General features: G+C 71.8%; 23 protein-coding genes and 1 riboswitch. Of the genes, 4 read left to right on the forward strand and 19 right to left on the reverse strand.

Annotated features, from left to right (window positions below):
* Positions 1 to 3 precede the first annotated feature (3 nt).
* The 8 genes from ACFW47_RS14675 to ACFW47_RS14710 form a co-directional block, all read right to left on the reverse strand.
* On the reverse strand, positions 4 to 906 hold the full coding sequence (locus ACFW47_RS14675) for a LysR family transcriptional regulator (RefSeq protein ID WP_386278075.1): 903 nt from the start codon (positions 904 to 906) through the stop codon (positions 4 to 6).
* A gap of 41 nt (positions 907 to 947) precedes the next feature.
* Complete coding sequence (locus tag ACFW47_RS14680; RefSeq protein WP_386305962.1) at positions 948 to 2141, reverse strand: glycine C-acetyltransferase; 1194 nt, start codon at positions 2139 to 2141, stop codon at positions 948 to 950.
* A 40-nt stretch (positions 2142 to 2181) separates the two neighbouring features.
* Positions 2182 to 3210, reverse strand: a complete 1029-nt coding sequence (gene tdh, locus ACFW47_RS14685) for an L-threonine 3-dehydrogenase (RefSeq protein WP_386278079.1) — start codon at positions 3208 to 3210, stop codon at positions 2182 to 2184.
* A gap of 203 nt (positions 3211 to 3413) precedes the next feature.
* A complete protein-coding gene (locus tag ACFW47_RS14690; RefSeq protein ID WP_386305963.1) occupies positions 3414 to 3989 on the reverse strand; it encodes a GAF domain-containing protein in 576 nt (191 codons plus the stop codon).
* Positions 3986 to 4636, reverse strand: a complete 651-nt coding sequence (locus tag ACFW47_RS14695) for an ATP/GTP-binding protein (RefSeq protein WP_386278084.1) — start codon at positions 4634 to 4636, stop codon at positions 3986 to 3988. The genes ACFW47_RS14690 and ACFW47_RS14695 overlap by 4 nt, the downstream gene beginning before the upstream one ends.
* Positions 4614 to 4988, reverse strand: a complete 375-nt coding sequence (locus tag ACFW47_RS14700; RefSeq protein ID WP_019330485.1) for a DUF742 domain-containing protein — start codon at positions 4986 to 4988, stop codon at positions 4614 to 4616. The genes ACFW47_RS14695 and ACFW47_RS14700 overlap by 23 nt, the downstream gene beginning before the upstream one ends.
* Positions 4989 to 4990: 2 nt before the next feature.
* Entirely contained in the window at positions 4991 to 5425 is a 435-nt protein-coding gene (locus ACFW47_RS14705) for a roadblock/LC7 domain-containing protein (RefSeq protein WP_217253603.1), read from the reverse strand.
* Positions 5426 to 5541: 116 nt separating this feature from the next.
* Positions 5542 to 7497 (reverse strand): ATP-binding protein, encoded by a 1956-nt coding sequence (locus ACFW47_RS14710; protein WP_386278087.1) that lies wholly within the window; start codon positions 7495 to 7497, stop codon positions 5542 to 5544.
* A 455-nt stretch (positions 7498 to 7952) separates the two neighbouring features.
* On the opposite strand from ACFW47_RS14710, the gene ACFW47_RS14715 reads away from it, so the two are divergent.
* The gene (locus ACFW47_RS14715) at positions 7953 to 8657 is read left to right on the forward strand and encodes a hypothetical protein (protein ID WP_386305964.1); all 705 of its coding nucleotides are present in this window, start codon (positions 7953 to 7955) and stop codon (positions 8655 to 8657) included.
* A gap of 181 nt (positions 8658 to 8838) precedes the next feature.
* On the opposite strand, the gene ACFW47_RS14720 is transcribed toward ACFW47_RS14715, so the two are convergent.
* A complete protein-coding gene (locus ACFW47_RS14720; protein ID WP_386278092.1) occupies positions 8839 to 10032 on the reverse strand; it encodes an MBL fold metallo-hydrolase in 1194 nt (397 codons plus the stop codon).
* 176 nt (positions 10033 to 10208) lie between these two features.
* Between ACFW47_RS14720 and ACFW47_RS14725 the strand changes: the two genes are divergently transcribed.
* Together ACFW47_RS14725 and ACFW47_RS14730 are read left to right on the forward strand one after the other, a co-directional pair.
* Entirely contained in the window at positions 10209 to 10796 is a 588-nt protein-coding gene (locus tag ACFW47_RS14725; protein ID WP_386305965.1) for a carboxymuconolactone decarboxylase family protein, read from the forward strand.
* A gap of 52 nt (positions 10797 to 10848) precedes the next feature.
* Positions 10849 to 11469, forward strand: a complete 621-nt coding sequence (locus ACFW47_RS14730; RefSeq protein ID WP_386305966.1) for a TetR/AcrR family transcriptional regulator — start codon at positions 10849 to 10851, stop codon at positions 11467 to 11469.
* A 23-nt stretch (positions 11470 to 11492) separates the two neighbouring features.
* Here ACFW47_RS14730 and ACFW47_RS14735 read toward each other — a convergent pair whose 3' ends face one another.
* Complete coding sequence (locus ACFW47_RS14735; RefSeq protein WP_386278606.1) at positions 11493 to 12278, reverse strand: SGNH/GDSL hydrolase family protein; 786 nt, start codon at positions 12276 to 12278, stop codon at positions 11493 to 11495.
* Between the two features lie 201 nt (positions 12279 to 12479).
* The gene (locus ACFW47_RS14740) at positions 12480 to 13436 is read right to left on the reverse strand and encodes a peptidoglycan DD-metalloendopeptidase family protein (protein ID WP_386305967.1); all 957 of its coding nucleotides are present in this window, start codon (positions 13434 to 13436) and stop codon (positions 12480 to 12482) included.
* A 4-nt stretch (positions 13437 to 13440) separates the two neighbouring features.
* A riboswitch (cyclic di-AMP (ydaO/yuaA leader) is annotated at positions 13441 to 13598 on the reverse strand.
* Between the two features lie 422 nt (positions 13599 to 14020).
* Between ACFW47_RS14740 and ACFW47_RS14745 the strand changes: the two genes are divergently transcribed.
* Complete coding sequence (locus ACFW47_RS14745) at positions 14021 to 14818, forward strand: tyrosine-protein phosphatase (protein ID WP_386305968.1); 798 nt, start codon at positions 14021 to 14023, stop codon at positions 14816 to 14818.
* Between the two features lie 9 nt (positions 14819 to 14827).
* Here the strand turns inward: ACFW47_RS14745 and ACFW47_RS14750 are convergent, their stop codons facing one another.
* The 8 genes from ACFW47_RS14750 to shc form a co-directional block, all read right to left on the reverse strand.
* Positions 14828 to 14944, reverse strand: coding sequence for a DUF6126 family protein (locus ACFW47_RS14750; RefSeq protein ID WP_079187547.1), 117 nt, complete (start codon positions 14942 to 14944; stop codon positions 14828 to 14830).
* Positions 14945 to 14946: 2 nt separating this feature from the next.
* Positions 14947 to 15612 carry a helix-turn-helix domain-containing protein gene (locus tag ACFW47_RS14755; protein WP_386305969.1) on the reverse strand — a complete coding sequence of 222 codons (666 nt, stop codon included), beginning with the start codon at positions 15610 to 15612 and terminating at the stop codon, positions 14947 to 14949.
* A gap of 87 nt (positions 15613 to 15699) precedes the next feature.
* Entirely contained in the window at positions 15700 to 17085 is a 1386-nt protein-coding gene (locus tag ACFW47_RS14760) for an aspartate aminotransferase family protein (RefSeq protein ID WP_386305970.1), read from the reverse strand.
* A complete protein-coding gene (dxs, locus tag ACFW47_RS14765) occupies positions 17086 to 19002 on the reverse strand; it encodes a 1-deoxy-D-xylulose-5-phosphate synthase (protein ID WP_386278107.1) in 1917 nt (638 codons plus the stop codon).
* Between the two features lie 27 nt (positions 19003 to 19029).
* The gene (gene ispG / locus ACFW47_RS14770) at positions 19030 to 20184 is read right to left on the reverse strand and encodes a flavodoxin-dependent (E)-4-hydroxy-3-methylbut-2-enyl-diphosphate synthase (RefSeq protein ID WP_386278109.1); all 1155 of its coding nucleotides are present in this window, start codon (positions 20182 to 20184) and stop codon (positions 19030 to 19032) included.
* Between the two features lie 4 nt (positions 20185 to 20188).
* On the reverse strand, positions 20189 to 21211 hold the full coding sequence (gene hpnH, locus ACFW47_RS14775) for an adenosyl-hopene transferase HpnH (protein ID WP_073728153.1): 1023 nt from the start codon (positions 21209 to 21211) through the stop codon (positions 20189 to 20191).
* 6 nt (positions 21212 to 21217) lie between these two features.
* The gene (locus ACFW47_RS14780; RefSeq protein ID WP_386278112.1) at positions 21218 to 21859 is read right to left on the reverse strand and encodes a 1-hydroxy-2-methyl-2-butenyl 4-diphosphate reductase; all 642 of its coding nucleotides are present in this window, start codon (positions 21857 to 21859) and stop codon (positions 21218 to 21220) included.
* The gene (gene shc / locus ACFW47_RS14785; RefSeq protein WP_386278114.1) at positions 21859 to 23916 is read right to left on the reverse strand and encodes a squalene--hopene cyclase; all 2058 of its coding nucleotides are present in this window, start codon (positions 23914 to 23916) and stop codon (positions 21859 to 21861) included. Before shc ends, ACFW47_RS14780 begins: the two co-directional genes overlap by 1 nt.
* Positions 23917 to 23967 lie beyond the last annotated feature (51 nt).

Below are 23967 nucleotides of genomic sequence, written 5' to 3' on the forward strand. Positions count from 1 at the left end.
GCCTCACGCCCGAGCCGCCTCGCCGAGTGCGTCCAGCACCGGGCGGATCAGCGGGTGTTCCTCGGCGCCCCGGCGTACGGCGGCGAAGACGCGGCGGGTGGGCGCCACGCCGTCGACGGGGCGGACGACGACACCGGTGAGGTCGGTGCCGTGCAGTGCCGAGCGCGGGACGAGCGCCACACCGATGTCGGCGGCGGCCAGGGACACCACCGCGCGGAAGTCGTCCGAGGAGTGCTCCATGCGGGGCTGGAAGCCGGCGTTCTCGCAGGCCAGGACCACGACGTCGTGACACGGGTTGCCCGGGTAGGGGCCGATCCAGGAGTCCTTGGCCAGCTCGGCGAGCGGGACCTCGGCGGCGTCGGCGAGCCGGTGGGTGACCGGGACGACCGCGTCGAAGGGTTCGGCGTAGAGGGGGACGTGGGTCAGGCGGGGGTCGTCGGCGGGCGGTGCCCCGCGGTACTCGACGGCGACCGCCACGTCGACCTGCCGGTCCAGGACCATCGGCAGGCTGGCGTCGCCCTCCGCGTCCTGGACCCGGATGCGGATGCCGGGCGCCGACTCGGCGAGGCGGGCCAGGGCGGGCGCGACGACCAGGGCGATGCCGGTCGCGAAGGAGGCGACCGTGACCGTGCCGGCCGCGCCCGAGCTGTACGCGGCGAGTTCCGCCTCGGCCCGCTCCAGCTGGGCGAGGACGGCGTTGGTGTGGCTGAGCAGGATCTCGCCGGCCGGGGTGAGCCGTACGCCCTTGGCGCCGCGCTCGACCAGGCGGTGCCCGGTCTCCTGCTCCAGGGCGGCGAGCTGCTGGGAGACCGCCGAGGGAGTGAGGTAGAGCGCGGCGGCGGCCGCCGTCACGGTGCGGTGGTCCGCCACCGCCCGGAGGATGTGCAGCCGCCGCGCTTCGATCACGGGATCGATTCTCTCACCGGTCCGCGCGGGTCACGCACGCGTCAGGCGTCCAGCTCCTCCCGCGCCGCCACGAAGGCGTCCACCGCGCGGTTCACGTCCTCGGTGGAGTGGGCGGCGGACAGCTGCACGCGGATGCGCGCCTGGCCCTGCGGCACGACCGGGTAGGAGAAGCCGATCACGTACACGCCGCGCTCCAGGAGCAGCTCCGCCATGCGGCCGGCCTGCGACGCGTCGCCGATCATGACGGGCGCGATGGCGTGGTCGCCGGGGAGGATGTCGAAGCCCTCCTCGGTCATCCGGCGGCGGAACAGGGCGGTGTTCTCGGCGAGCCGCACCCGCAGGTCGTCGGCCGACTCCAGCAGGTCGAGCACCTTGAGGGAGGCGGCGGCGATCACCGGGGCGAGGGTGTTGGAGAAGAGGTACGGCCGCGACCGCTGGCGCAGCAGGGCGACGATCTCGGCGCGGGCGGCGACGTAGCCGCCGGAGGCGCCGCCGAGGGCCTTGCCGAGGGTGCCGGTGATGATGTCGACGCGGTCCATGACGCCGTGCAGTTCGGGGGTGCCGCGTCCGCCGGGGCCGACGAAGCCCACGGCGTGCGAGTCGTCGACCATCACCATCGCGTCGTAGCGGTCGGCCAGGTCGCAGATCTCGGCGAGCGGGGCGACGTAGCCGTCCATGGAGAAGACGCCGTCGGTGACGATCAGCCTGCGGCGGGCGTCGCCGGCGGCCTTGAGCTGGGTCTCCAGGTCGGCCAGGTCGCGGTTGGCGTACCGGAGGCGCCTGGCCTTGGAGAGGCGGATGCCGTCGATGATCGAGGCGTGGTTGAGAGCGTCGGAGATCACCGCGTCCTCGGGGCCGAGGAGGGTCTCGAAGACGCCGCCGTTGGCGTCGAAGCAGGAGGAGTAGAGAATCGTGTCCTCCTGGCCGAGGAACGCGGAGAGCCGGGCCTCCAGTTCCTTGTGGACCTCCTGGGTGCCGCAGATGAAACGCACGGAGGCCATGCCGTAGCCCCAGCGGTCCAGCGCCTCGTGGGCGGCGGCGACGACCTCGGGGTGGTCGGCGAGGCCGAGGTAGTTGTTGGCGCAGAAGTTGAGGACCTCGCCGGGGCGGCCGCCGGCGGTGACGTTCACGGTCGCGGACTGGGGGGTGCCGATGACGCGCTCGGGCTTGTGCAGGCCGGCGGCGCGGATCTCGTCGAGGGTGGCGCGCAGGTCGTCGCGCACGGAGTCGAACATCTGAAAGCTCCTAGGAGTACGTACGTCTTACGCGGTCGTCTTACGCGGTCCAGTCGAGGATGACCTTGCCGCCCTTGCCGCTGGCCGCGTCGGCGAACGCGGCCTCGAAGTCGCGGTGGGAGTAGCGTCCGGTGATCACCGGGGCGAGGTCGAGGCCGCCTTCGAGCAGCACCGACATGGCGTACCAGGTCTCGAACATCTCGCGGCCGTAGATGCCCTTGAGGGTGATCATCGAGGTGACGATCCGGGCCCAGTCGACGGGGAACTCCTCGGCGGGCAGGCCGAGCATCGCGATCCGGCCGCCGTGCGTCATGTTGGCGATCATGTCGCGCATCGCCTCGGGGCGGCCGGACATCTCCAGGCCGATGTCGAAGCCCTCGCGCAGGCCGAGTTCGCGCTGTCCGTCGGCGATGGACATCCTGGAGACGTCGAGGGCGAGGCTCACACCGACCTTGAGGGCGAGGTCCAGGCGCTCCTGGCTCACGTCGGTGATCATGACGTTGCGGGCGCCGGCGTGCCGGGCGACGGCGGCGGCCATCAGGCCGATCGGTCCGGCGCCGGTGATGAGGACGTCCTCGCCGACCAGCGGGAAGGACAGGGCGGTGTGCACGGCGTTGCCGAACGGGTCGAAGATCGCGGCGACGTCGAGGTCGACGGGGACGCGGTGCACCCACACGTTGGACGCGGGCAGGGCGACGTACTCGGCGAACGCACCGTCCCGGCCGACGCCGAGGCCGACGGTGGCGCGGCACAGGTGGCGCCGCCCGGCCTGGCAGTTGCGGCACTTGCCGCAGACGAGGTGGCCCTCGCCGCTGACGCGGTCGCCGGTCTTGATGTCGGTGACGTCGCGGCCGGTGTCGACGACCTCGCCGACGAACTCGTGGCCGACGACGAGCGGGGTGCTGATGGCCTGCCGCGCCCAGCCGTCCCAGGCCCGGATGTGCAGGTCGGTGCCGCAGATGCCGGTGCGCAGCACTTTGATGAGTACGTCACCGGGTCCGACGGCGGGCTCGGGCACGTCCGCGAGCCACAGCCCGGGCTCCGCCTTCTCCTTGACCAGCGCCTTCAACGCTACGGCTCCTGACGGGGGTGAGGTCCCGGCGCCGGGCATGCCGAGGCTGCCCGCGTCCGGGATGGGGAGGGGAATCGCACAGCAATCTGCCGTACGAGACCGCCCCGGGTCCATCGAGCCTTTCTTAAGCCCGGCCGCAGCTTTCCTTCACGCCGCCCGCTCTCGCCGCCTGCCCCGCGGGCGCCCGCCCGCCCCGCGGTTCACAGCGGCAGCCCGTCCTCCGCGCTGCGTTCGATGCGCCGCACCAGGTCGGCCGCCGTCGACTTGATGGTGGTCAGGCCCGCCCTTCCCCAGGTGCGGGGCCGCACGTCGGAGGCGGACACCGTGCCCAGCACCGTCCCGGTGCTGTCGATGAGCGGGGCGCCGAGATAGGAACGGATGCCGAACGTGTCGACCACCGGGTTGCCCGCGAAGCGCGGGTAGTCGCGCACGTCCTCCAGGACCAGCGCCTTGCGCCGGACCACCACGTGGGGGCAGAAGCCGTGGTCGCGGGGCTGGACGCGGCCGAACTCGGCGCTGGTGCCGTCGTCGCGCGTCACCGGCGGTATCTCGGGCACCCGCAGGCCCGCGAAGAACTGCCCGCCCTCGACCAGGAAGTTGACCATCGCGTACGGCGCCTCGGCGAGGTGCGCGAGGTGGGCCGCGAACGTGTCGAGGGCCGGGTCCGGCCGTCCCACCAGGCCGAGCCGGCGCAGCCGTCGCACCCGGGCGGGGGCCTCCCGGTCCTCGGGCGTGAGCAGCAGGCGTCCGACCGGGCGCGGCGGGTCATAGCTCATGGGCGGGCTCCGGCCCCGTACCCCGTCGTGGAGGCCGGGGTGTGGTCGATGAGGTGGCGTACGAGGGTGAGCAGGGTCTGTACGCCGGAGCTGGAGATCCGGGCGTCGCAGCGCACGATGGGGATCCCGGGGTGGAGGTCCATGGCGGCGCGCACTTCCTCGGGGTCGTAGCGGTAGGCGCCGTCGAACTCGTTGATCGCGACGATGAAGCCGAGCCCGCGCTCCTCGAAGAAGTCGACGGCGGCGAAGGACTCGTCGAGCCGCCGGGTGTCGGCGATGATCACGGCACCGAGCGCGCCCTCGCAGAGTTCGTCCCACATGAACCAGAAGCGTTCCTGGCCGGGCGTCCCGAACAGGTACAGCACGTGTTCCGGGTCGAGGGTGATGCGGCCGAAGTCCATGGCCACGGTCGTTTCGAGTTTGTTCTCGATTCCGTCGAGGTTGTCGGTGGCGGCGCTGACCGTGGTGAGCAGTTCCTCCGTGCTCAGCGGCGCGATCTCGCTGACCGCGCCGACGAAGGTCGTCTTGCCCACGCCGAACCCGCCCGCCACGAGGATCTTCAGCGCGGTGGGGAAGGGATCGGTGGTGTCGTGGCCGGATCCCGGTCCGGATCCGTGGCCGTAGTCAGAGCTGTCGTCGTAGTCCATCGAGCACTGCCTCCAGAAGGGCCCGGTCCGTTGGGTCGTGGTGGAACGCGGCGGGGGGTTTGGTGGTCAGCGCGCCGCAGTCCACGAGGTCCGACAGCAGCACCTTGGTGACTGCCACCGGAAGCCTCAGGTGAGCGGCGAGCTCGGCGACCGGGAGGGGCGCCCGGCACAGGTCGAGTGCCTGCGCGTGCTCGGGACCCAGGTAGCCGAGGGGGGTCGCCCCCGTGGCCATCACCTGGGACATCAGGTCGAGCGCGACGGTGGGCCGGGTACGGCCGTTGCTCACGGTGAAGGGGCGCACCAGCCGTCCGGCCGCGTCGTCGAGCCAGGGCCCGTCGCCGGCCGCGGCCACCCTCAAGGCCTCATCGCCGGTGGTTCGACGGCGTACTGCCGGGGGGCGGTGACGAGGTAGGGGCGGACGCTCTTGACCAGCATCGCCATCTCGTAGCCGAGGACGGCCGCGTCGGCCTCGCGGTCGGCGAGTACGGCGAGGCAGGTGCCGGAACCGGCGGTGGTGACGAACAACAGGGTCGAGTCGAGTTCGACGACGACCTGCCGTACGTCGCCGCCGTCGCCGAAGCGGACGCCGGCGCTGCGGCCGAGGGAGTACAGGCCGGAGGCCAGGGCCGCCATGTGGTCGGCGCTGTCCGCGTCGAGGCCGTGGACGGACTTGACCAGTCCGTCGGCGGACAGGAGCACCGCGCTGGTCGTGTGCGGTACGCGCTGGACGAGGCCGCTCATCAGCCAGTCGAGGTCGGACACTTGGCCGGTCGGCGCATCGCTCGCCATGGTGGATCGACTCCTTGGGGTACGAAGGTCTGCGGGAGCGCTGGTCGTGGGAGTGGGGGTGGGTTTGCCGGTGGGGGCGGGGAGGGGGCTGTGGGTGGTCGTGGGGGAGATCGCCGTCATCCGGCGGGGTCCCTGCGGGTGGGTTCCATCGCTGGTAGGCCCATGAGGGGCGGCTCCGTGCGGGGTGGTTCCGTGCGGGACGGTTCCGCGGAGAGCGGCCTGGGGGGCGCGGGCTCGGCGGGGATCGGCTCCCTGCGCTGCTGGGCCTCCGCGAGGCCGATGCCGCGTTGGAAGGCCGCCATCAGACCGGGGTCGTGACCGGCGTGCTGCTCGGGTTCCTGGCGCGGTGCGGGGCCGCCGCGCAACTGCGGGGCGATGTGCTCCTGGGCGCGACGACGGGGCAGTTGGGGCTTGCCCATGGTGCCGCGGACCGCGCTGTGGCGCGGGACGGGCGGGGTGGCCGCGTGCTCGGCGACGACGCCCCGGTCGGCCGGCCGGACTCCGGGCACTGCGGCGGCCGGCGTGGGCCGGTCCTCGTGGGCGCCGCGCACGGGCAGCGGCGCCGGCTCTCCCCTGCCCGCCCGATGGGCACCGGGCGGTGCGGCGGGGGCCGGCACGGGAGCGGGAACGGCTGAGCCGGGCACGGAGGGATCGGGTGCGGTGGGAGCCGGTCCGGTCGAGTCGGGAACGACGGACCGAGGAACAACGGAACCGGAGCCGTCGGCCTCAGGACCGGCGGAGCCGGAGCCGGCCGGAGCCGGCCGCACCGCGGGGGTCACGGACCGCGGCTGCTCCGGGTGCGGCGGCACGGCCTCCGTCCCGGCGACCTGCTCCGGCCCGGTCGCGCCCCCTGGCAGTACGCCCGGCTCCGCGCCCAACAGGGCCTGCGGCACGACCAGTACGGCCTGGACACCACCGTAGATGTTGGTCTGCAGGCGGACGGTGATGCCGTGCCGCTTGGCGAGCTGGGAGACGACGAACAGGCCGATGCGGCCGTCCGCGAGGAGACGGGCGACGTTGACCTGGTCGGGGTCGGCGAGGAGGGCGTTCATCCGGCTCTGCTCGGCGACGGGCATGCCGAGTCCGCGGTCCTCGACCTCCACGGCGAGCCCGGAGGTGACGAGGCTGGCCCGCATCAGCACCTGGGTCTGCGGGGCGGAGAACAGCGTGGCGTTCTCGACGAGTTCGGCCAGCAGATGGATGACGTCGGCGACGGCGTGGCCGCGCAGGGTGCCGTCGATCGGGGGGACCAGCCGGACGCGTGAGTACTGCTCGACCTCCGCGATGGCCGAGCGCAGCACCTCGGTCATGTCGACCGGGTTGCTCCACTGCCGGCGGGAGACGGCGCCGCCGAGCACGGCGAGGTTCTCGGCGTGGCGGCGGATGCGGGTGGCGAGGTGGTCGACGTGGAAGAGGCCCTTGAGGAGGTCGGGGTCCTCGATCTCGTTCTCCAGCTCGTCCAGGATGGAGATCTCCCGGTGCACCAGGGACTGCAGGCGCCGGGCCAGGTTGACGAAGACCTCGAGCTTCTGTTCGCTGCCCGCCTGACTGGAGAGCTGGGCGGCACGGACGACGGCGGTGACGGCGCCGTCGTGGGCGCGGGAGAGGTCGGCGGCGAGCAGTTCGAAGTCGTCGGCGTCGTCCGGCGGTCCGCCGCGCGGCTTGCGCCGGGGCGGGGTCTCCCCGCGGCGCAAGGCCTCGACCACGGCGCGCAGATCGCCCTCGCCGCGCGCGGTGCTGCGTCGCAGGGCGCCGACGCGGTCGTGCACGGAGCGGGCGGCACGGCCGGCGGCCACGGCGGCGATGACGACGGCCGCGACGGTGACCGAGACCGCCCCGGCGAGCACGCCCCACAGGACGAGGCCGGGCCGGACGCCGGTGGACCGGATGGTGAACAGGACGACCGCACAGGCACTGAGGGCGACCGCGACGGGCGGCAGTACGGCGAGACGCAGAAGCTGGGGCCGTATGTGGGTCTCGGGCAGTGCGGGGGCGGTACGGGAGGCCGGCCGGCCGTGCCGCCCGCCCTCGCGGCGGTCTGCTCGCGCGGCCGGGGCGCGGAGGTGAGACATCGGGGTCCTCGTACTGGTCCGTTGGTCCGTCGGGCCTGGAGTGCGCGCGTCGGACGGACGCCACGCGGACAGGCGACCTACGCCGCCCGACGGACACTGACAGTAGTCGCCCGAGCGGCATGCGCGATGGGCAGTTGCCAAAGTCCCTCGGACAACGTCCCGCTCTGGTATGAGGCCTCGTACGACAGCCCGATAAGCCGGTGAAGGTTCCGTTCCGAAGAGGCCGGAGAACGATCGCGAGTCACCCAGAAGAGATCAGAAATGGTCACTCTCGGTAGCAGCCGTCTGAGTCCTGGCCGCGCGCAGCCGCCGGCTCACACGGCCCAGGACAAACATCGCGCGGAGCGCAACGGTCGAAGAGCCACGCCACCACGCCGCCTTCGCGCCTGTGCCGGCCCCAGGGGCTGAACCCCCCTGTCGCGGCCGGGCTTTACCCCGGCTTTACAGTAAGAGGCATGCGCATACGCAAGATCGCCCCAGTCGTCGTGGCCGCGGTTCTGCTCACCGCGGGATGCGGGTCCGACGGAGACGGCGACAACGGGAACAACAACAGCCAGAACTCGGCCGGGAGCGGCTCGCAGCAGCAGGAGCAGAAGCCGGAGAGCAAGCCGCTCGCCGTCGAACTCACGCAGGCCCAGGCCGAAGTCGTCCAGGACAACGACGACCTCGAGACGCCGCAGCCCGAGCCCGACAGCAGCTCGGAGTTCACGGAGAAGGTGGAGCACAGGCTGCGCAAGGACCTGCTGCGGGCCGCGAAGGTGAACGGGAAGACCACCGCCGACTGCCCGGCGGGCGTCACCCTCAAGGCTTCCGCAGCCAGCACGTGCACGGCCTCCTACGAGGGCGTCGAGATCCCCTTCACGGTGAAGATCGCCGACGACTACGGAGCCGGCGACTTCCTCATCCGGTACGACGCGCAGCAGGAGAAGGACCTCCTCGTCGCCAAGCGCGTCTACCAGGAGTTCTGGGAGCGTCACGAGGACAGCGGCGGTTATGAGCAGAAGCTGACGTGTGACGAGATACCGGCTGTCAAGGCCGTCGAGAAGGGCGCCGACACCGGTTACAAGTGCCAGGTGTGGCACGAGGCCGGCAACCGCACCACGACCTTCTCGGTGGTCATGGACACCTTCGGCTACTCGTTCACCCCCGTCGACAACTGAGCGACCCGCCCCTCAACGCCACCGGTCCGTCACACCGTACGACGGGCCGGTGAAGGTCTGAACTGCTGAGCGGGCCACCAGCACCCACGAGCCCTGCCGGGGTGCGGCCGACGGCCGCCTCCTGGGCGCACAAGACTCCGGGGCATCCGAACTGCCCGCTGCTGCCGGTCCACGACCGGCATCACCGCTCGCCCGCGAGGTCGAGATCGCCGCTGCGCGTCTCGTCCGCCTTCTCGGCACCTCGGGCACGGTGCCACGGGCGCGCGATCGGCCGGGACACCGCCCGCCACCACGGCTCCACCGGCAGCGCGCCCGCCGGCTCGAACGGCTCGCCCGGCCGCGGAAGGGCCACCGTCTGCCCCGCCTCCCCGGCCGCGGCCAGCGTCCACTCCCCCGGCTCCGCCCAGGCGTGCGGCGCGAGGTTGAAGGTCCCCCAGTGGATGGGCAGCAGGGCGCCGCCCGGCCGCCCCTGCTGCAGGTCCAGGTGGGCGCGGACGCCCTCCTCGGGCGTCATGTGGATGTCCGGCCAGAACTCCGCGTACGCCCCGAGCTGGATCATCGTGGCGTCGAAGGGGCCGTGGGCGGCGCCGATGTCCCTGAAGCCGTCGAAGTAGCCGGTGTCCCCGCTGTGGAAGACGCGGTGCTCCTCACCGGCCACGACCCAGGACGCCCAGAGGGTGTGCTGGGTGTTGCGCAGGCCGCGTCCGCAGAAGTGCCGGGCCGGGGTGGCGGTGAGCGTGAGGCCGCCGACGCGGGTCGACTCGTGCCAGTCCAGTTCGCGCAGCCGGTCGGCACAGACGCCCCAGTGTTCAAGGTGGGCGCCGACGCCCAGCGGCACCGCGAACCGGGTGTCCGTGCCGGCCAGCGCCTTGATCGTGGGCAGGTCCAGGTGGTCGTAGTGGTCGTGGGAGATGACGACGACGTCGACGGGGCCGAGGGCCGCGAGCGGGACCGGGACCGGGTGCAGCCGTTTGGGCCCGGCGAAGGGGACCGGGGAGCAGCGCTCGCCCCAGACGGGGTCGAAGAGGACCCGCTGTCCGTCAATCTCGGCGAGCACGCTGGAGTGGCCCATCCAGGTCAGGCGCAGCCCGGAGGCGGGCGGCCGGGCGAGGTCGGCGAGTGTGGTGGCGTGCACGGGGACGGCGCCCCGCGGCGCGCGACTCAGCCGCGATTCCTTGTCGAAGTAGACCTTGGCGAACTCGCGGGCCGAGCCGGAGGGCCGGGTCCGCGCGGTGCCCCCGGGGTTCTGGAAGACGCCGTCGCGGAAGTTCGGCGATCGGCGGATGCGGGCCATGCGCGCACCGCTGGGATCCGCGCCGAAGGCCGCGGGCAGCGGCAGGCGGAGCCCCTGGTTCGGGGAACGGAAACCGGCCACGGTACCTCCAGGTGAAGTGGATCGGGCTCTCCTTGTCGTCTCGTGCGACTGTTGCCCGACGTCACTCGAACGACCGATGTCACATCTGTGTTCCCTCCGTCCGTCGTACCGGTGCGGGCGTCCCGCAGAGCGCCCGGTAGCACACGGCACGACCGACGGACAGGAAGGTGGCCCCCATGGCCCGCGTATCGCTCGACCCGCCCCGCACGATCTTCTTCCGCGTGATGGAGTGGTACTCCCGGCGGACGTACGGCAAGGTCCTGGACCCCGGCAAGGCGCTCGCCCACAATCCGCGGGTGCTCTGGGGCGACCTGCGCTTCGAGCAGTCCGTCGCCAAGTGGAAGAAGCTGGACTCCGACCTGAAGGCGCTCGCCGTGATGGCCTCGGCCGCCTCGATCGGCTGCTCGTGGTGCATGGACTTCGGATACTGGGAGAACGCCGAGCGCGGCATGGACCGGCGCAAGCTCCACGACGTGCCGGTGTGGCGGGACAGCGACGCCTACACGCCGCTGGAGCGGGACGTCATGGAGTACGCCGAGGCGATGACGGCGACGCCGCCGACGGTCGGCGACGGACTCGCCGCCCGGCTGCGATCGGCGCTGGGCGAGCCGGCGTTCGTGGAGCTGACGGCCATGGTCGCCGTCGAGAACCTGCGCTCCCGCATCAACGCGGCGCTCGATCTGACCAGCCAGGGCTTCAAGGACTCGTGCGAGGTACCCGGCGCGAGGCCCACGGACGCGGCCGCCACCGCGACGTCGGACTGAGCCTCCCGGCGGCTGTCGCCGCAGGTCCGGGCAGCTGTATAGGGTGACGGGCGTGGGGAGAGTCCGGTTGAGTGTGGCGCAGCGGCGCGAGGAGCTGCTGCGTGCGGCCGTGGAGCAGATATCGGCGCGGGGCGTGGCGGCGTTACGGATCGCCGACGTGGCCGCCGCGCTCGGGGTCAGCAACGCGCTGGTGCTCTACCACTTCTCCACGAAGGAGAAGCTCGTCGCCGCCGCGTTCACACACGCCGCCCGGGACGATCTCGCGCGCCTGCGCAAGCTGCTCGGCCGGCGCACGTCGGCGCTGCGCCGGCTGCGGGCGGCGGTGCGGTGGTACGCCCCGACCGGGCAGGCCAAGGGCTGGCGGCTGTGGATCGAGGGCTGGGCGGCGGCGCTGCGCGAACCCGCGCTGCGGGAGGTCGCCCGGGACCTGGACCGGCAGTGGAAGGCGGCGCTCTCCGGGGTCATCGCCGAGGGCGTGGCCGCCGGGGAGTTCCGGTGCGCGGATCCCGACGGCGCCGCCCTGCGTCTGACCGCCTTCCTCGACGGGCTGGCGGTGCAGCTGACGTCGTACGCGGGCACGGTGCCCCGGGCCAGGGCCCGCGAGTGGACGGACGAGGCGCTCGCGCGGGAGCTGGGCCTGGACCGGGAGGCACTGACGGGGCCCCGCGGCTAGGGGCTGACGGCTGAACGGCTCCGTCAGGCCACCGACGCGATCCGCATCTTGATGTCGTCCGCGGACAGCGTCCCCTTGGCCATCACGTGGTCGCCCGAGGACTCGCCGCGCAGCCGGCGTCCGATCCACGGCACCAGGTACTCGCGGGCCCAGTGCACGTCGTCCCGCCGGACGTCCAGGGTGCCGCGGGGCGGCAGCGGCGGCCAGGGCTGGTCCGGGTCGGCGGGGACGGGCAGGCCGAGGACCTGGCCCGCGCGCAGTGCCACTCGCGTGTGGCCCTCCGGCGACAGGTGCAACCGGTCGGCGTCCCACGCCCTGCGGTCCTGGACGGTGCGCAGCGACCACAGGTCGAGCACGGGGCAGCCGTAGCGGTCGGCGACGGCGCGGACGTGTCCGTTGTACGTGGCGATCTTGCCGCGCAGGTGCTTGAGGACGGGCACCCCGCGGGTGTCGAATCCGGTCGTCACCAGGACGGTGCCCGCGGCGGCGGTCAGCGCGGCCACCGCCCGCTCGAACCGCTCGGCCACCTCGTCGGGGTCGGTGCCGGGCCGGATGATGTCGTTGCCGCCGGCGCAGAACGAGACCAGGTCCGGCGCGAGTTCGACGGCCCGGGGCACCTGCTCGGCCACGATCTGGTCGAGCAGCCTGCCGCGTACGGCGAGGTTCGTGTACGTGAAGTCGCCCTCGGGGCGCCGGTCCGCGAGCAGTACGGCGAACCGGTCGGCCCAGCCGACGAACGCCCCGTCGGGGCCGGGGTCGCCGACGCCCTCGGTGAAGCTGTCCCCCACCGCCACGTACGACCCGATCACTGCTCTGCTGTCACTCTTCGAATCGTCTGCCACATCGACCCATCATTCACCTCGGAATGTGACCTACGCGACCGTAGGAAGGGGTTGACGGGCGGTGAGAAACACCACGCCTAAAGTGTTCACCAATTCAGGAATACGCCGAAGGCCGGACCCGGGGATCGGGGTCCGGCCTTCGGTGGCGCGGGCCGCGCCGAACGGTCGTCAGAGAGAGACGCCGTGCGAGCGCAGGTACGCGATCGGGTCCACGTCCGATCCGTAGTCCGGGGTGGTGCGGATCTCGAAGTGCAGGTGCGGGCCGGTCACGTTGCCGGTGGCACCCGACAGGCCGACCTGCTGACCCGCCGTCACGGACTGACCGGCCGAGACGGAGAGGGAGGACAGGTGGGCGTACTGGGCGTAGTGGCCGTCGGCGAGCCGGATGACGACCTGGTTGCCGTAGGCGCCGCCCCAGCCGGCGGAGACGACGGTGCCCGCGCCGACGGCCTTGAGCGAGGTGCCGGTCGGGACGACGAAGTCGGTGCCGGTGTGGTAGCCGCTGGACCACATGCTGCCCGTCTGGTGGTACGGGGTGCCGATGGTGCCGCTCGGGACCGGCGAGGTGAAGCCGCTGGCGGTGCCGGCGGACTGGGTGCTCGTGCCGGAGGAGCCGGAGTCCGAGGAGGAGGCCTTCGCGGCGTCGGAGGACTTCCCGGCCTCGGCCGACTCGGTCTTCCCGGAGGACGACTTCTCGGTCTTGGCGGGCTTCTCGGCCGCGGGCTGCTCGGCGGCGGGCTGCTCGGACTTGGCGGCCTGCCCGCCGAGCGTGAGCTCCAGGCCGGGGTGGATCAGCGACGGGTCGGACCCGACGGCCTCGCGGTTGTCCGCGTAGAGCTTCTTCCAGCCGCCGTCGACGTCCTGCTCGTCGGCGATCTTCGAGAGGTAGTCACCGCTGCGCACGGTGTACGTGCGCGAGTCGGAGTTCTTCTCGGCGGCGGCCTTCTGGGCCGACGCCGGAGCGGACTGCACGGCCTGCTCGGAAACGGACTGGGCGGGAGCGGCCTGGGCGCCGGCGGCACCCATCAGCGGGAGCGCGAGCGCGGCGCCGCCGGTTCCGGCGACGGCGATGGCACGGGTCAGGCGCATGGCCTTGGTACGACGGTGCTTACCCTTCGCGGGCATGACGAATTCCTCTCCGGCGCCTGCGAGGTGAGCTGTCGGGTTCGGGCTGGAGATGCCCGGCCGCGCCGAGACGCGGCTTAACCCCAAGCCGTTCCGGGAACCGGAACAGGCGGTCGTACCTGTGGGTCCCCCGCTCCTGCCGTGTACGGGTGGTGGATGAATGCGGGCTCCGGTCGGCGGCAGGATTAGGCGTCCGTCCGGATCGGTGGTGAACGTAAGGGACCAAGACGCACAGGGACAAGCGAGGGGTTCCCTCGACGGGTGTTCCGGTTGATCCATTACCGGGAACGCCCGTCACACTCCGTCGATTCCTGTGGCGCCGTTTCTCGCGAACGGCCATGAAAACCGGCTGAATTACGTGAACATGACGAGCAACGCACCGTCACGGATATGACGCTGCTCACGCGCCTCCCCCTTAGCCTCTTTTATTCCAGAGCGAGTTGGGATTAAGGCACTATTTCGGACAGAAAGCCCGGAAGCGGCACAGTCGGTTCACTTCACCCCTGCGCCTCCGCACCGTGCCGTATCGTCGAGTGACACCCGTCGGCGAGCGGCGCCGGCGGAGCGGAGTGGGAGGAGCCCCCGTGACGCAGCAGGTGCCGTCGACCGAACCCGAGCTGGCCGGGGTGCGCAACTTCCGCGACGTGGGCGGACTGCCGACCGTGGACGGACGGAGGGTGCGGCAGGGGGTGCTGTTCCGCAGCGGCCACCTCGCGCACGCCACCGGGGAGGACGCCGCGTTCCTGTCCTCGCTGGGCCTGCACACGATCTTCGACTTCCGCAACGCCGCCGACCAGAAGCTCGACGGCCCCGACGTCGAGCTGCCGGGCGTGCGCAATGTGAACCTGCCGCTGAGCGACCCGGCCGACGGCGCCGAGTTCTGGAAGATGGTCCGCGACGGCGACCTCGACCAGCTGCGCGAGATCCTCGCGGACGGCAAGGGCGCCCAGCGGATGATCGACTCGTACCGCATGATCATCAAGGAGCGCACGGCGGAGCACTCCCGGGTGCTGCACGCGCTCGCCGAGGACAGCGTCCCCGCCCTGATGCACTGCGCGGCCGGCAAGGACCGTGCGGGCCTGTCGATCGCGATCACGCTGCTCGCCCTCGGTGTCGAGCGCGACGCCGTCGTCGAGGACTACCTGAAGTCGAACGCCACGCACCGCCGCTACAAGGTGCGCCGCAGCAGCACCGCCGCCTCCGCCTACTCCCCCGAGGTCATGGAGCTGCTCAGCCCTCTCTTCGACGCCCGCGCCGAGTACCTGGCGGCGGCCTTCGAGACGGTCGAGCAGACCTGGGGCGGCGTCGACCCCTACCTGGAGAAGGGCCTGCGGATCACTCCGCAGACCCGCGACCGGCTGCGCGAGCGGATGCTGGACTGAGCCGGCGGCTCATCCGCTGTTGGCACCCACCTCGAAGAGCAGGTAGATGAAGGCTGCCAGCACATGCCCCACGACGAGGTAGATGAAGAGCCGCACCCAGACCGCGCGCGGCCACTTGTCCTGCATGTTCATGATGTCTCTCCAGGGAAGGGGTGGCCCGGCGCGGCGGCCGGGCCCAGGCACAGCGCCGCCGTCGGGCTCTGGAGCAGCGTGTGGACGAAGAGGAGCTCGACCCCGTCGGCGTCCTGAGCGGCGATGCGGTGCGGGGTCAGCGAGTCGAAGTGGGCGCTGTCGCCCGCACCGAGCCGGTATACCGCGTCCCCGAGCCGGAGCCGCAGCCGGCCCCGCAGGACGTGGATCCACTCCTCACCGGGGTGCACCCGGACGATGTCGCCCTGGGAGCCGTGCGGCACGTGCACACGCAGGGCCTGCATACCGCGGCCGGCCCCACCGGCCTGCCAGTAGGTCCAGCCGCCGGCGAAGCTCGGCTCCATTGCGTCGGCCCGCACGACCGCGTCCCGGTCCGCGGCCGTCTCGCCGAGCAGTTCCGAGACGGTCGTACCGTAGACACGGGCGAGGGACAGGAGCATCGGCAGGGAAGGCTGGCGCTGCCCGGTCTCCAGCCGGGAGAGGTGCGCGGGCGAGAGTCCGGCGGCACGGGCCGCCGCCTCCAGGGTGAGGGCGGCCCGGCGCCGCAGGGCGCGCAGCTGCGGCGCGACGACGGACACCGCGTCCGTCGACGACTGGAGTGCCGGCGACTCCGGCGCCGGCGGCCCGGTCTCGTGGGAGGTCATGCCTCCCATTGAGCCCCAGTTTTGCCCGCCGGGCAATTTTCTTGCCTGTGAGGCAAAGGCGCGGGAAGCGCTCCCTCCCTGGTCCCCCTAGCGGTTGGCGACCGCCTGCTTGACCAGTGTCTTCCCGAAGTCCCACATCAGGCCGCCGCCGCTGTGCGCGTCCTCCATCACCTCGGTGAAGGCGTCGACGAAGCGGTCCGCGTCCGCCGTGTCGATGATCAGGGGCGGGATCAGCTTGATCACCTCCAGGTGGTCGCCGGATACCTGGGTCAGGATGTGGTGACGCTGCAGCAACGGCACCACGACCATCTGGGCGAAGAGTCCCCTCCGGGCCGCCTGGAGCATCGTCCAGCGACTGCGCAGCTTGAGGGACCGGGGCCGGCCGAACTCGATGCCGATCATCAGCCCCCGGCCGCGGACGTCGGCGAGCAGTTCGTAGCGGTCCACCAGCTCCGCGAGCCGGGACTTCAGCCGCTCACCGACCGCGGCGGCGTTCGCGACGATCTCCTCGTTCTCCATCACCGACAGCACCGCGAGCCCGGCCGCCATGGCCTGCGCGTTGGACCCGAAGCTGGCCGAGTGGACCTGCACCCGGTCCATCGAGGAGTACACCTTCTGGAAGATCCAGTCCTTGCCCAGCGTCGCGCCCACCGGCACGTACCCGCCGGACAGCGCCTTGGCGACGCACACCAGGTCGGGTTCCACGCCGTCCTCGTGCTGGAAGGCGTAGAACTTCCCGGTCCGGCCCAGCCCCGTCTGCACCTCGTCGGCGATCAGCAGGGCCTTGTGCCGGTGCAGCAGCTCCTGGGCGGCGCGCAGGTAGCCGGGCGGGGCCTCGTGCACGCCCTTGCCCTGGATGGGCTCCACGATCAGCGCGGCCACGTCACCCTTCTTCAGCTCCCGTGCCAGGGCGTCCACATCGCCGAGCGGTACGGGGGTGTCGGGCAGCAGCGGTGCGAAGCCGTTGCGGAAGCCGTCCTCGCCGTTGACGGAGAGCGAGCCGGTGGTCAGCCCGTGGAAGGCATGCGCGCAGTACAGGACCCTCGGCCTGCCGGTCGCGTACCGGGCGAACTTGAGCGCGGTCTCCACCGCCTCGGTGCCGCTGTTGCCGAAGAAGACGCGGTCCAGGTGAGGGCTGTAGGAGAGCAGCTTCTCGGCCAGCAGTCCGGGCAGCGGCGGGCAGTCGAAGCGGGTCAGGTCGGCGAGCGAGGCGTCGAGGACGTCGTGCAGTGCCTTGCGGACGACGGGGTGGTGGCGGCCCAGGCCCATCACCGCGAACCCGGCGAGCATGTCCAGGTAGTCGTTGCCGTCCGCGTCCCAGAAGTGTGCGCCCTCGGCCCGCTCGTAGACCTTGTCGAAGCCGATGGTGCGCAGCATGCGCGGCTGCTGGTGGTTGAGGTACCTGGCGTGCAGCTCGTACCGCTCGGCTCCGCGCTCGGCCAGGAGCGCGGTGAGGTCGAACTCCTTGGTCATTCAGTTCTCTCCTTGCACTGGCGTGGCGATCGGGCCGTGTCCGGTCTGTCCGGCGACGGCCAGGCTCGCGCTGATCCGGCCGGCGATCTCGACCGGGGTGAGACCGATGTCGGCGAGCACCTCGGCGCGCTTGGCGTGCGCGAGGAACTGCTCGGGGATGCCGAAGCGGCGCACGGGTACGTCGACCTCGGCGTCCCCGAGCGCCAGAGCCACCGCCGAACCGACCCCGGCGGCACGGCTGTTGTCCTCGACGACGGCCACCAGGCGGTGCCGGGCGGCCAGGGGCGCGAGCGCCGGGTCGACGGGTTTGACCCAGCGCGGGTCGACGACGGTGCAGCCGATGCCGCGGGCTTCGAGCAGCTCGGCGGCCCGGAGGCATACGGGCGCCATCACTCCGACGGCCACGAGCAGCACCCCGGGACGGCCGGTGGCGTGCAGGACGTCCATGCCGCCGATCCGGTCGACGGCCGGTACGGCGGGACCGACGGACTCCTTGGGGAAGCGCACCAGGGTCGGCGCGTCGTCGACGGCGACCGCTTCGCGCAACTGGGCGCGGAGTTGGTCCGCGTCGCGGGGCGCGGCGATGCGCAGTCCCGGGACGACCTGGAGGACGGACATGTCCCACATGCCGTTGTGCGAGGGTCCGTCCGCGCCGGTGACGCCTGCGCGGTCCAGGACGAAGGTGACGCCGCAGCGGTGCAGGGCGACGTCCATCAGGAGCTGGTCGAAGGCGCGGTTGAGGAAGGTGGCGTAGACGGCGACGACCGGGTGGAGGCCGCCGGTGGCAAGCCCGGCCGCGGAGACGGCGGCGTGCTGCTCGGCGATGCCGACGTCCCAGACCCGGTCGGGGAACCGCTCGGCGAAGGGGCCGAGGCCGACCGGGTGGAGCATGGCCGCGGTGATCGCCACGACGTCGTCGCGCTCCTCGCCGATCCGCACGATCTCCTCGCCGAACACCGAGGTCCAGGAAGGCGCGCCGGAGGGCGTCAGCGGCGCGCAGGTCAGCGGGTCCATGGCGCCGACGGTGTGGAAGTGGTCCGCCTCGTCGCGCAGGGCGGGCTCGTAGCCACGGCCCTTCTCCGTGAGGCAGTGGACCAGTACGGGCCCGTGGAAGCGCTTCGCGCGGCGCAGCGCCGACTCGACCGCCCCGGTGTCGTGTCCGTCGATGGGCCCGACGTACTTCAGCCCCAGGTCCTCGAAGAGTCCCTGGGGGGCGAAGGCGTCCTTGAAGCCCTTCTTGGCGCCGTGCAGCGCCTCGTAGACGGTGTTGCCGACCACGGGCGTGCGCTGGAGCACGTCCTTGCCCCAGGCCAGCATCCGCTCGTAGCCGTCCGTCGTGCGGAGCGTCGCCAGGTGGTTGGCGAGGCCGCCGATGGTCGGCGCGTAGGAGCGCTCGTTGTCGTTGACGACGATGATCAGTGGCCGGTCCGGGGCCGCCGCGATGTTGTTCAGCGCCTCCCACGCCATGCCGCCGGTGAGCGCGCCGTCACCGATGACGGCGACGACGTGACCCCGCTCCCCGCGCACCCGGCGGGCCTTGGCGAGGCCGTCGGCCCAGCCGAGGACGGTGGAGGCGTGGCTGTTCTCGATGACGTCGTGCTCGGACTCCTCACGCGAGGGGTAGCCGGACAGCCCTCCCTTGCCGCGCAGTTTGGAGAAGTCCTGACGCCCGGTCAGGAGCTTGTGCACGTAGCTCTGGTGGCCGGTGTCCCACAGGATGCGGTCGGCCGGTGACTCGAAGACCCGGTGCAGGGCGACGGTGAGTTCGACGACCCCCAGGTTCGGGCCGAGGTGTCCACCGGTGCGGGCGACCGCGTGCACCAAAAAGTCACGTATCTCGTCGGAAAGTTCGCCGAGTTCCGCCTCGGACAGCGCCTTCAGGTCGCGTGGTCCCCGGATGTTCTCCAGAATCGTCACGCTCGGGCCCCCTTCGGTCCGTGCTGTTCAGCTCACGGTGACGGCCGGCTCCCCCGACGCGCCGTCCTTCTCCATCTGCTCGGCGATCCGCGTCGCCTCGTCGATCAGCGTCTCGACGATCCTCGACTCGGGGACGGTCCTGACGACCTCGCCCCTGACGAAGATCTGGCCCTTGCCGTTGCCGGAGGCGACGCCGAGGTCGGCCTCGCGGGCCTCGCCGGGGCCGTTGACGACACAGCCCATGACGGCGACGCGCAGCGGCACCTCCATGCCCTCCAGGCCCGCCGTCACCTCGTCGGCGAGCTTGTACACGTCGACCTGGGCGCGACCGCAGGACGGGCACGAGACGATCTCCAGCCGGCGCTGCCTGAGCCCCAGCGACTGGAGGATCTGGAGCCCGACCTTGACCTCCTCGGCGGGCGGCGCGCTCAACGACACCCGGATGGTGTCGCCGATGCCCTGCGAGAGCAGCGCCCCGAAGGCGACCGCCGACTTGATGGTGCCCTGGAAGGCCGGACCGGCCTCCGTCACCCCGAGGTGCAACGGGTAGTCGCACTGGGCGGCGAGCTGCCGGTAGGCCTCGACCATGACGACCGGGTCGTTGTGCTTGACGGAGATCTTGATGTCCCGGAAGTCGTGCTCCTCGAAGAGCGACGCCTCCCACAGCGCCGACTCGGCCAGCGCCTCTGGGGTCGCCTTCCCGTACTTCTCCAGCAGGCGGCGGTCCAGGGAGCCGGCGTTCACACCGATGCGGATCGGCGTGCCGTGGTCCTTGGCCGCCTTGGCGATCTCCTTGACCTGGTCGTCGAACCTCTTGATGTTGCCCGGGTTCACGCGGACCGCCGCGCAGCCCGCCTCGATCGCGGCGAACACGTACTTGGGCTGGAAGTGGATGTCGGCGATCACCGGGATCTGCGACTTCTTCGCGATCACCGGGAGGGCGTCCGCGTCGTCCTGGGTGGGGCAGGCCACGCGCACGATCTCGCAGCCGGACGCCGTCAGCTCGGCGATCTGCTGGAGCGTCGCGCCGACGTCGGAGGTACGGGTGGTGGTCATGGACTGCACCGATACCGGGGCCCCGCCCCCGACGGCCACCGGCCCGACCTGGATGCGTCGCGACGGGCGCCGCTCGGCGATCGGCCGGACCGGGACCTCGGGAACGCCCAGGGAGATGGCGGTCACGACGTCACTCCCGGTTCGAGGAGACGGTCTCGCGCATGGCCCGCAGGGACTCCTTGAGGGAGCCCATGGTGGCCAGGACGGCGGTGGGCTCGTAGCCGCAGTGCGCCATGCAGTTGGCACAGCGCGGGTCCTTGCCCCGGCCGTACTTGTCCCAGTCGGTCTCCTCGATCAGCTCCCGGTACGTCGGAACGTAGCCGTCGCTCATCAGGTAGCAGGGGCGCTGCCAGCCGAACAGGGAGTAGTTCGGGATCGCCCAGGCGGTGCAGGGGAAGTCGACCTTGCCCTCGAGGAAGTCCAGGAAGAGCGGGGAGTGGTTGAGCCGCCAGCGGGCCCGGTTGCCGCCCGAGAACGCCTTCTTGAACAGCTCGCGGGTCTGCTCCACGCCCAGGAAGTGCTCCTGGTCGGGTGCCTTCTCGTAGGCGTAGGCGGGCGAGATCATCATCTCGTCGACCTTGAGGTCGTCGTTGAGGAAGTTGAGGACCTCGACGATGGTCTGGGGGGTGTCGGTGTTGAAGAAGGTCGAGTTGGTGGTCACCCGGAAGCCGCGCCGCTTGGCCTCCTTGATGGCCTCCACCGCCTCGTCGAACACACCTTCCTTGGCCACGGACTCGTCGTGCCGCTCGCGCAGCCCGTCGATGTGCACCGCGAAGGCGAAATAGGGCGAGGGCTTGAACTTGTCCATCTTCTTGCGCATGAGCAGGGCGTTGGTGCAGAGGAAGACGTACTTCCGCTTGGCGACCAGCTGGCGCACGATCTCGTCGATCTGAGGGTGCATCAGCGGCTCACCGCCGGCGATGGAGACCATCGGCGCACCCGATTCGAGCACCGCCCCGACGGCCTGCGCGACCGGCATGCGCTGCTTGAGCACCCCGGCCGGGTGCTGGATCTTCCCGCACCCCTCGCACTTCAGGTTGCAGGCGAAAAGGGGCTCCAACTCCACGATGAGCGGAAACTTGTCCCGTCGGCGGATCTTCTGTTCGGCCAGGTATGTAGCGACCTTGACGGACTGACGCAGCGGCATGGCCATCTGGGCTCACCTCCGGGGGAGCAGCAAAGAACGGTGCCATTCGAAGAATGCGGGAAGAACTGATCGAAGAACGCGGAAAGCAGATATTCCACCGCGCAACGTGCCGATCCGGACGAGTTCGTGTTCTGGAGCGTCCACGACCACCCGTACGGCCGCAACGGGGCGCGCGCCCGTGCGGACGGCGCTCAGGAGCGTGGCCGCGGACTCCATGTCGACGGCGATCGCGCCGGTCGCGAGCAGGTCGGCGCGTTCGGGGCCGCGGACGACGTGGTCCGAGCCGGTCAGCGGGCCCCGGTGGACGGTGCGCCTGGGCAGGGCGCGCGCGAGTTCCTTCACCAGCCGGTCGGTACCGGCGCAGGCGACCGTACCGCGCGGGTCCCGGGTCTCCTCGGCGACGACCAGGTCGCCGGGGTGCATGCCGGGGGCGAGTCCGGCGCAGAAGCCGGTGGCCAGCACGGCGGCGCCGTCGAGCGCCGGGTCGGCCAGGACCCGGGCGGCCGAGCGCTCGGCCGCCTTCGGGCCCATGCCCGTACGCAGGACGGTGACCGGCCCGCCGGCGCCGGCGCGGTCACCGGTGCGCAGGGCGAGGTGCTCGATGCCGAGCGCGCAGGCGATCAGCAGCGGGGACGGGCCGGTCTGCGGGGTCATCAGCTGCCCTTCACCTCGGCCACGGACGTCTGGGTGGAGGGCTGGCCGGCGCCGGACTTCCCCGCGCCGGACTTCTTGGCGAACGGCTCCCCGTGCACGTACCGGCCGAGTGCGGTGAGCGGGAAGACCTGCCGGTACAGGTGGTAGTTGATGGAGAAGTCCCAGGGGAAGCCGGTGCCGGTGAAGTGGGGCTCGTCCCAGGAGCCGTCCTCCCGCTGGGTGGCGGCGAGCCAGGCGATGCCCCGTTCGACGGTCTTGGACTCCCGCTCCCCCGCCGCCAGCAGCGCCATCAGCGCCCAGGCGGTCTGCGAGGCGGTCGAGGCGCCCCGGCCGCTCCACTCCCTCACGTACCGGTAGGAGCGCAGGTCCTCGCCCCAGCCGCCGTCGTCGTTCTGGACGGACTCCAGCCACGAGACCGCGCGGCGGATCGCGGGGTGCGAGGCGGGGAGTCCGGCGGCGGTCAGCGCGGGCACGACGGAACCGGTGCCGTAGACGTAGTTGACGCCCCAGCGGCCGAACCAGGAGCCGTCCGCCTCCTGCTCGGCCAGCAGCCACTGGATGCCGCGCCGGGTACGCGGGTCGTGGGTGAGGCCCTCGACGGCGAGCATCTCCACGACGTGCGCGGTGACGTCCGCGGACGGCGGGTCGATGACCTCGCCGAAGTCGCAGAAGGGCAGCCGGTTGGGGAAGGCACTGGTGTTGTCGACGTCGAACGCGCCCCAGGCGCCGTTCTTCGACTGCATGCCGAGGTTCCAGCGCACCCCGCGGCCGATGGCCTGCTCCACTCGCTCCGGGTCGTGGTGCTTGACCCGGCGCAGGGCGAGGACGACCTCGGCGGTGTCGTCGATGTCGGGGTAGTTGTCGTTGTGGAACTCGAACGCCCAGCCGCCGGGCGGGAGTCCGGGCCGCTTCACCGACCAGTCGCCGGGGCGGACGATCTGCTCGCCGAGCATCCAGTCGGCGGCCTTCACCAGCTGCGGGTGGTCGGCGGGCACGCCCGCGTCGGCCAGCGCGATGGTCGCCAGGCAGGTGTCCCACACCGGGGACTGGCAGGCCTCGATCATCCGGGCGCCGTCCTCGCGCCACACGGCGAAGCGGTCCAGCGACTCCAGGCCGGCCCGCATCACCGGGTGTTCGAGGTCGTAACCGAGCAGGTAGAGGGCGATGACGGAGTACACGGCCGGGGGCTGGATGCCGCCCCAGCAGCCGTCGTTCTCCTGGCGCTCGATGATCCAGCGGGCGGCCGTGTTCATGGCGGCCCGGCGCAGCCGGCGCGGGGCGATCCTGCGGTAGGCGTGCAGGGCCTTGTCGATGCGCTGGAAGGCGCCGTCCCAGCTCGCCGCGGGCGCCAGGGGCCGCGGCGGGTTGGGACGGTGCGGGTCGGTGTGCAGTTCGTCCAGCGAGAAGGGCGCGGGGCGTACCGGCCGCTTGGCGGAGACGATGGTGAGCGGCACGATGGTCTGCCGGGCCCAGCAGCCGAAGTCGTAGATGTTGAGCGGCACCCAGGTGGGGAAGTAGATCAGCTCCGGCGGCAGCTCGGGCAGGTCGTCCCATTTCCACCAGCCGAAGAGGGCGAGCCAGATCCGGGTGAAGACGCGGGAGGCCGCGATGCCCCCCCGGGACCGGATCCACTCGGCGGCCCGCGCCATGTGCGGGGCGTCGGGCGCGTCGCCGGCCAGGCGGAGGGCGACGTAGGCCTCGATCGTGGCGGACAGGTCGCCGGGGCCGCCGTAGAAGGTGGCCCAGGTGCCGTCCTCGCGCTGCTCGCCGCGGATGAAGAGGGCGGCGGCCCGAGTGGTGTCCTCTTCCAGAATGCCGAGGAACTGGCGCAGCAGCAGGTCCTCGGCGTCCATGGTGACGTTCGTCTCGAGGTCGCCCTTCCACCAGCCCTGGGCGTCCTGCCGGGAGAGCAGGAAGTCCGTGGCGCGCCGGGTGGCGCGGGCGGCGGCTTCAGGTACCCCGGCCGCCGTGTCGGGGATCGTGATGTCGGTTTCGCTGGCCGCGGTTGCCAGGGGCTTCAGGGTGGCCCCGGTGCTTCCGTCGGTCGTCGCTGTCATGGCTTCCCCTTCGTGCAGTAACAAGTGGCGCTTCTGCTGTGGGTCCGCCGT

The sequence above is a fragment of the Streptomyces sp. NPDC058796 genome, assembly GCF_042745235.1.
In the GTDB taxonomy this organism is placed as follows: Bacteria; Actinomycetota; Actinomycetes; order Streptomycetales; family Streptomycetaceae; genus Streptomyces.

Excerpts from the sequence above, each read along its gene's own strand:
- ACFW47_RS14680 (WP_386305962.1), bottom strand. The coding sequence starts at position 2,141 with ATGTTCGACTCCGTGCGCGACGACCTGCGCGCCACCCTCGACGAGATC.
- ACFW47_RS14690 (WP_386305963.1), bottom strand. The coding sequence starts at position 3,989 with ATGAGCTATGACCCGCCGCGCCCGGTCGGACGCCTGCTGCTCACGCCC.
- ACFW47_RS14695 (WP_386278084.1), bottom strand. The coding sequence starts at position 4,636 with ATGGACTACGACGACAGCTCTGACTACGGCCACGGATCCGGACCGGGA.
- ACFW47_RS14705 (WP_217253603.1), bottom strand. The coding sequence starts at position 5,425 with ATGGCGAGCGATGCGCCGACCGGCCAAGTGTCCGACCTCGACTGGCTG.
- ACFW47_RS14710 (WP_386278087.1), bottom strand. The coding sequence starts at position 7,497 with ATGTCTCACCTCCGCGCCCCGGCCGCGCGAGCAGACCGCCGCGAGGGC.
- ACFW47_RS14715 (WP_386305964.1), top strand. The coding sequence starts at position 7,953 with ATGCGCATACGCAAGATCGCCCCAGTCGTCGTGGCCGCGGTTCTGCTC.
- ACFW47_RS14725 (WP_386305965.1), top strand. The coding sequence starts at position 10,209 with ATGGCCCGCGTATCGCTCGACCCGCCCCGCACGATCTTCTTCCGCGTG.
- ACFW47_RS14740 (WP_386305967.1), bottom strand. The coding sequence starts at position 13,436 with ATGCCCGCGAAGGGTAAGCACCGTCGTACCAAGGCCATGCGCCTGACC.
- ACFW47_RS14750 (WP_079187547.1), bottom strand. The coding sequence starts at position 14,944 with ATGCAGGACAAGTGGCCGCGCGCGGTCTGGGTGCGGCTCTTCATCTAC.
- ACFW47_RS14755 (WP_386305969.1), bottom strand. The coding sequence starts at position 15,612 with ATGACCTCCCACGAGACCGGGCCGCCGGCGCCGGAGTCGCCGGCACTC.
- ACFW47_RS14760 (WP_386305970.1), bottom strand. The coding sequence starts at position 17,085 with ATGACCAAGGAGTTCGACCTCACCGCGCTCCTGGCCGAGCGCGGAGCC.
- hpnH (WP_073728153.1), bottom strand. The coding sequence starts at position 21,211 with ATGGCCATGCCGCTGCGTCAGTCCGTCAAGGTCGCTACATACCTGGCC.
- ACFW47_RS14780 (WP_386278112.1), bottom strand. The coding sequence starts at position 21,859 with ATGACCCCGCAGACCGGCCCGTCCCCGCTGCTGATCGCCTGCGCGCTC.
- shc (WP_386278114.1), bottom strand. The coding sequence starts at position 23,916 with ATGACAGCGACGACCGACGGAAGCACCGGGGCCACCCTGAAGCCCCTG.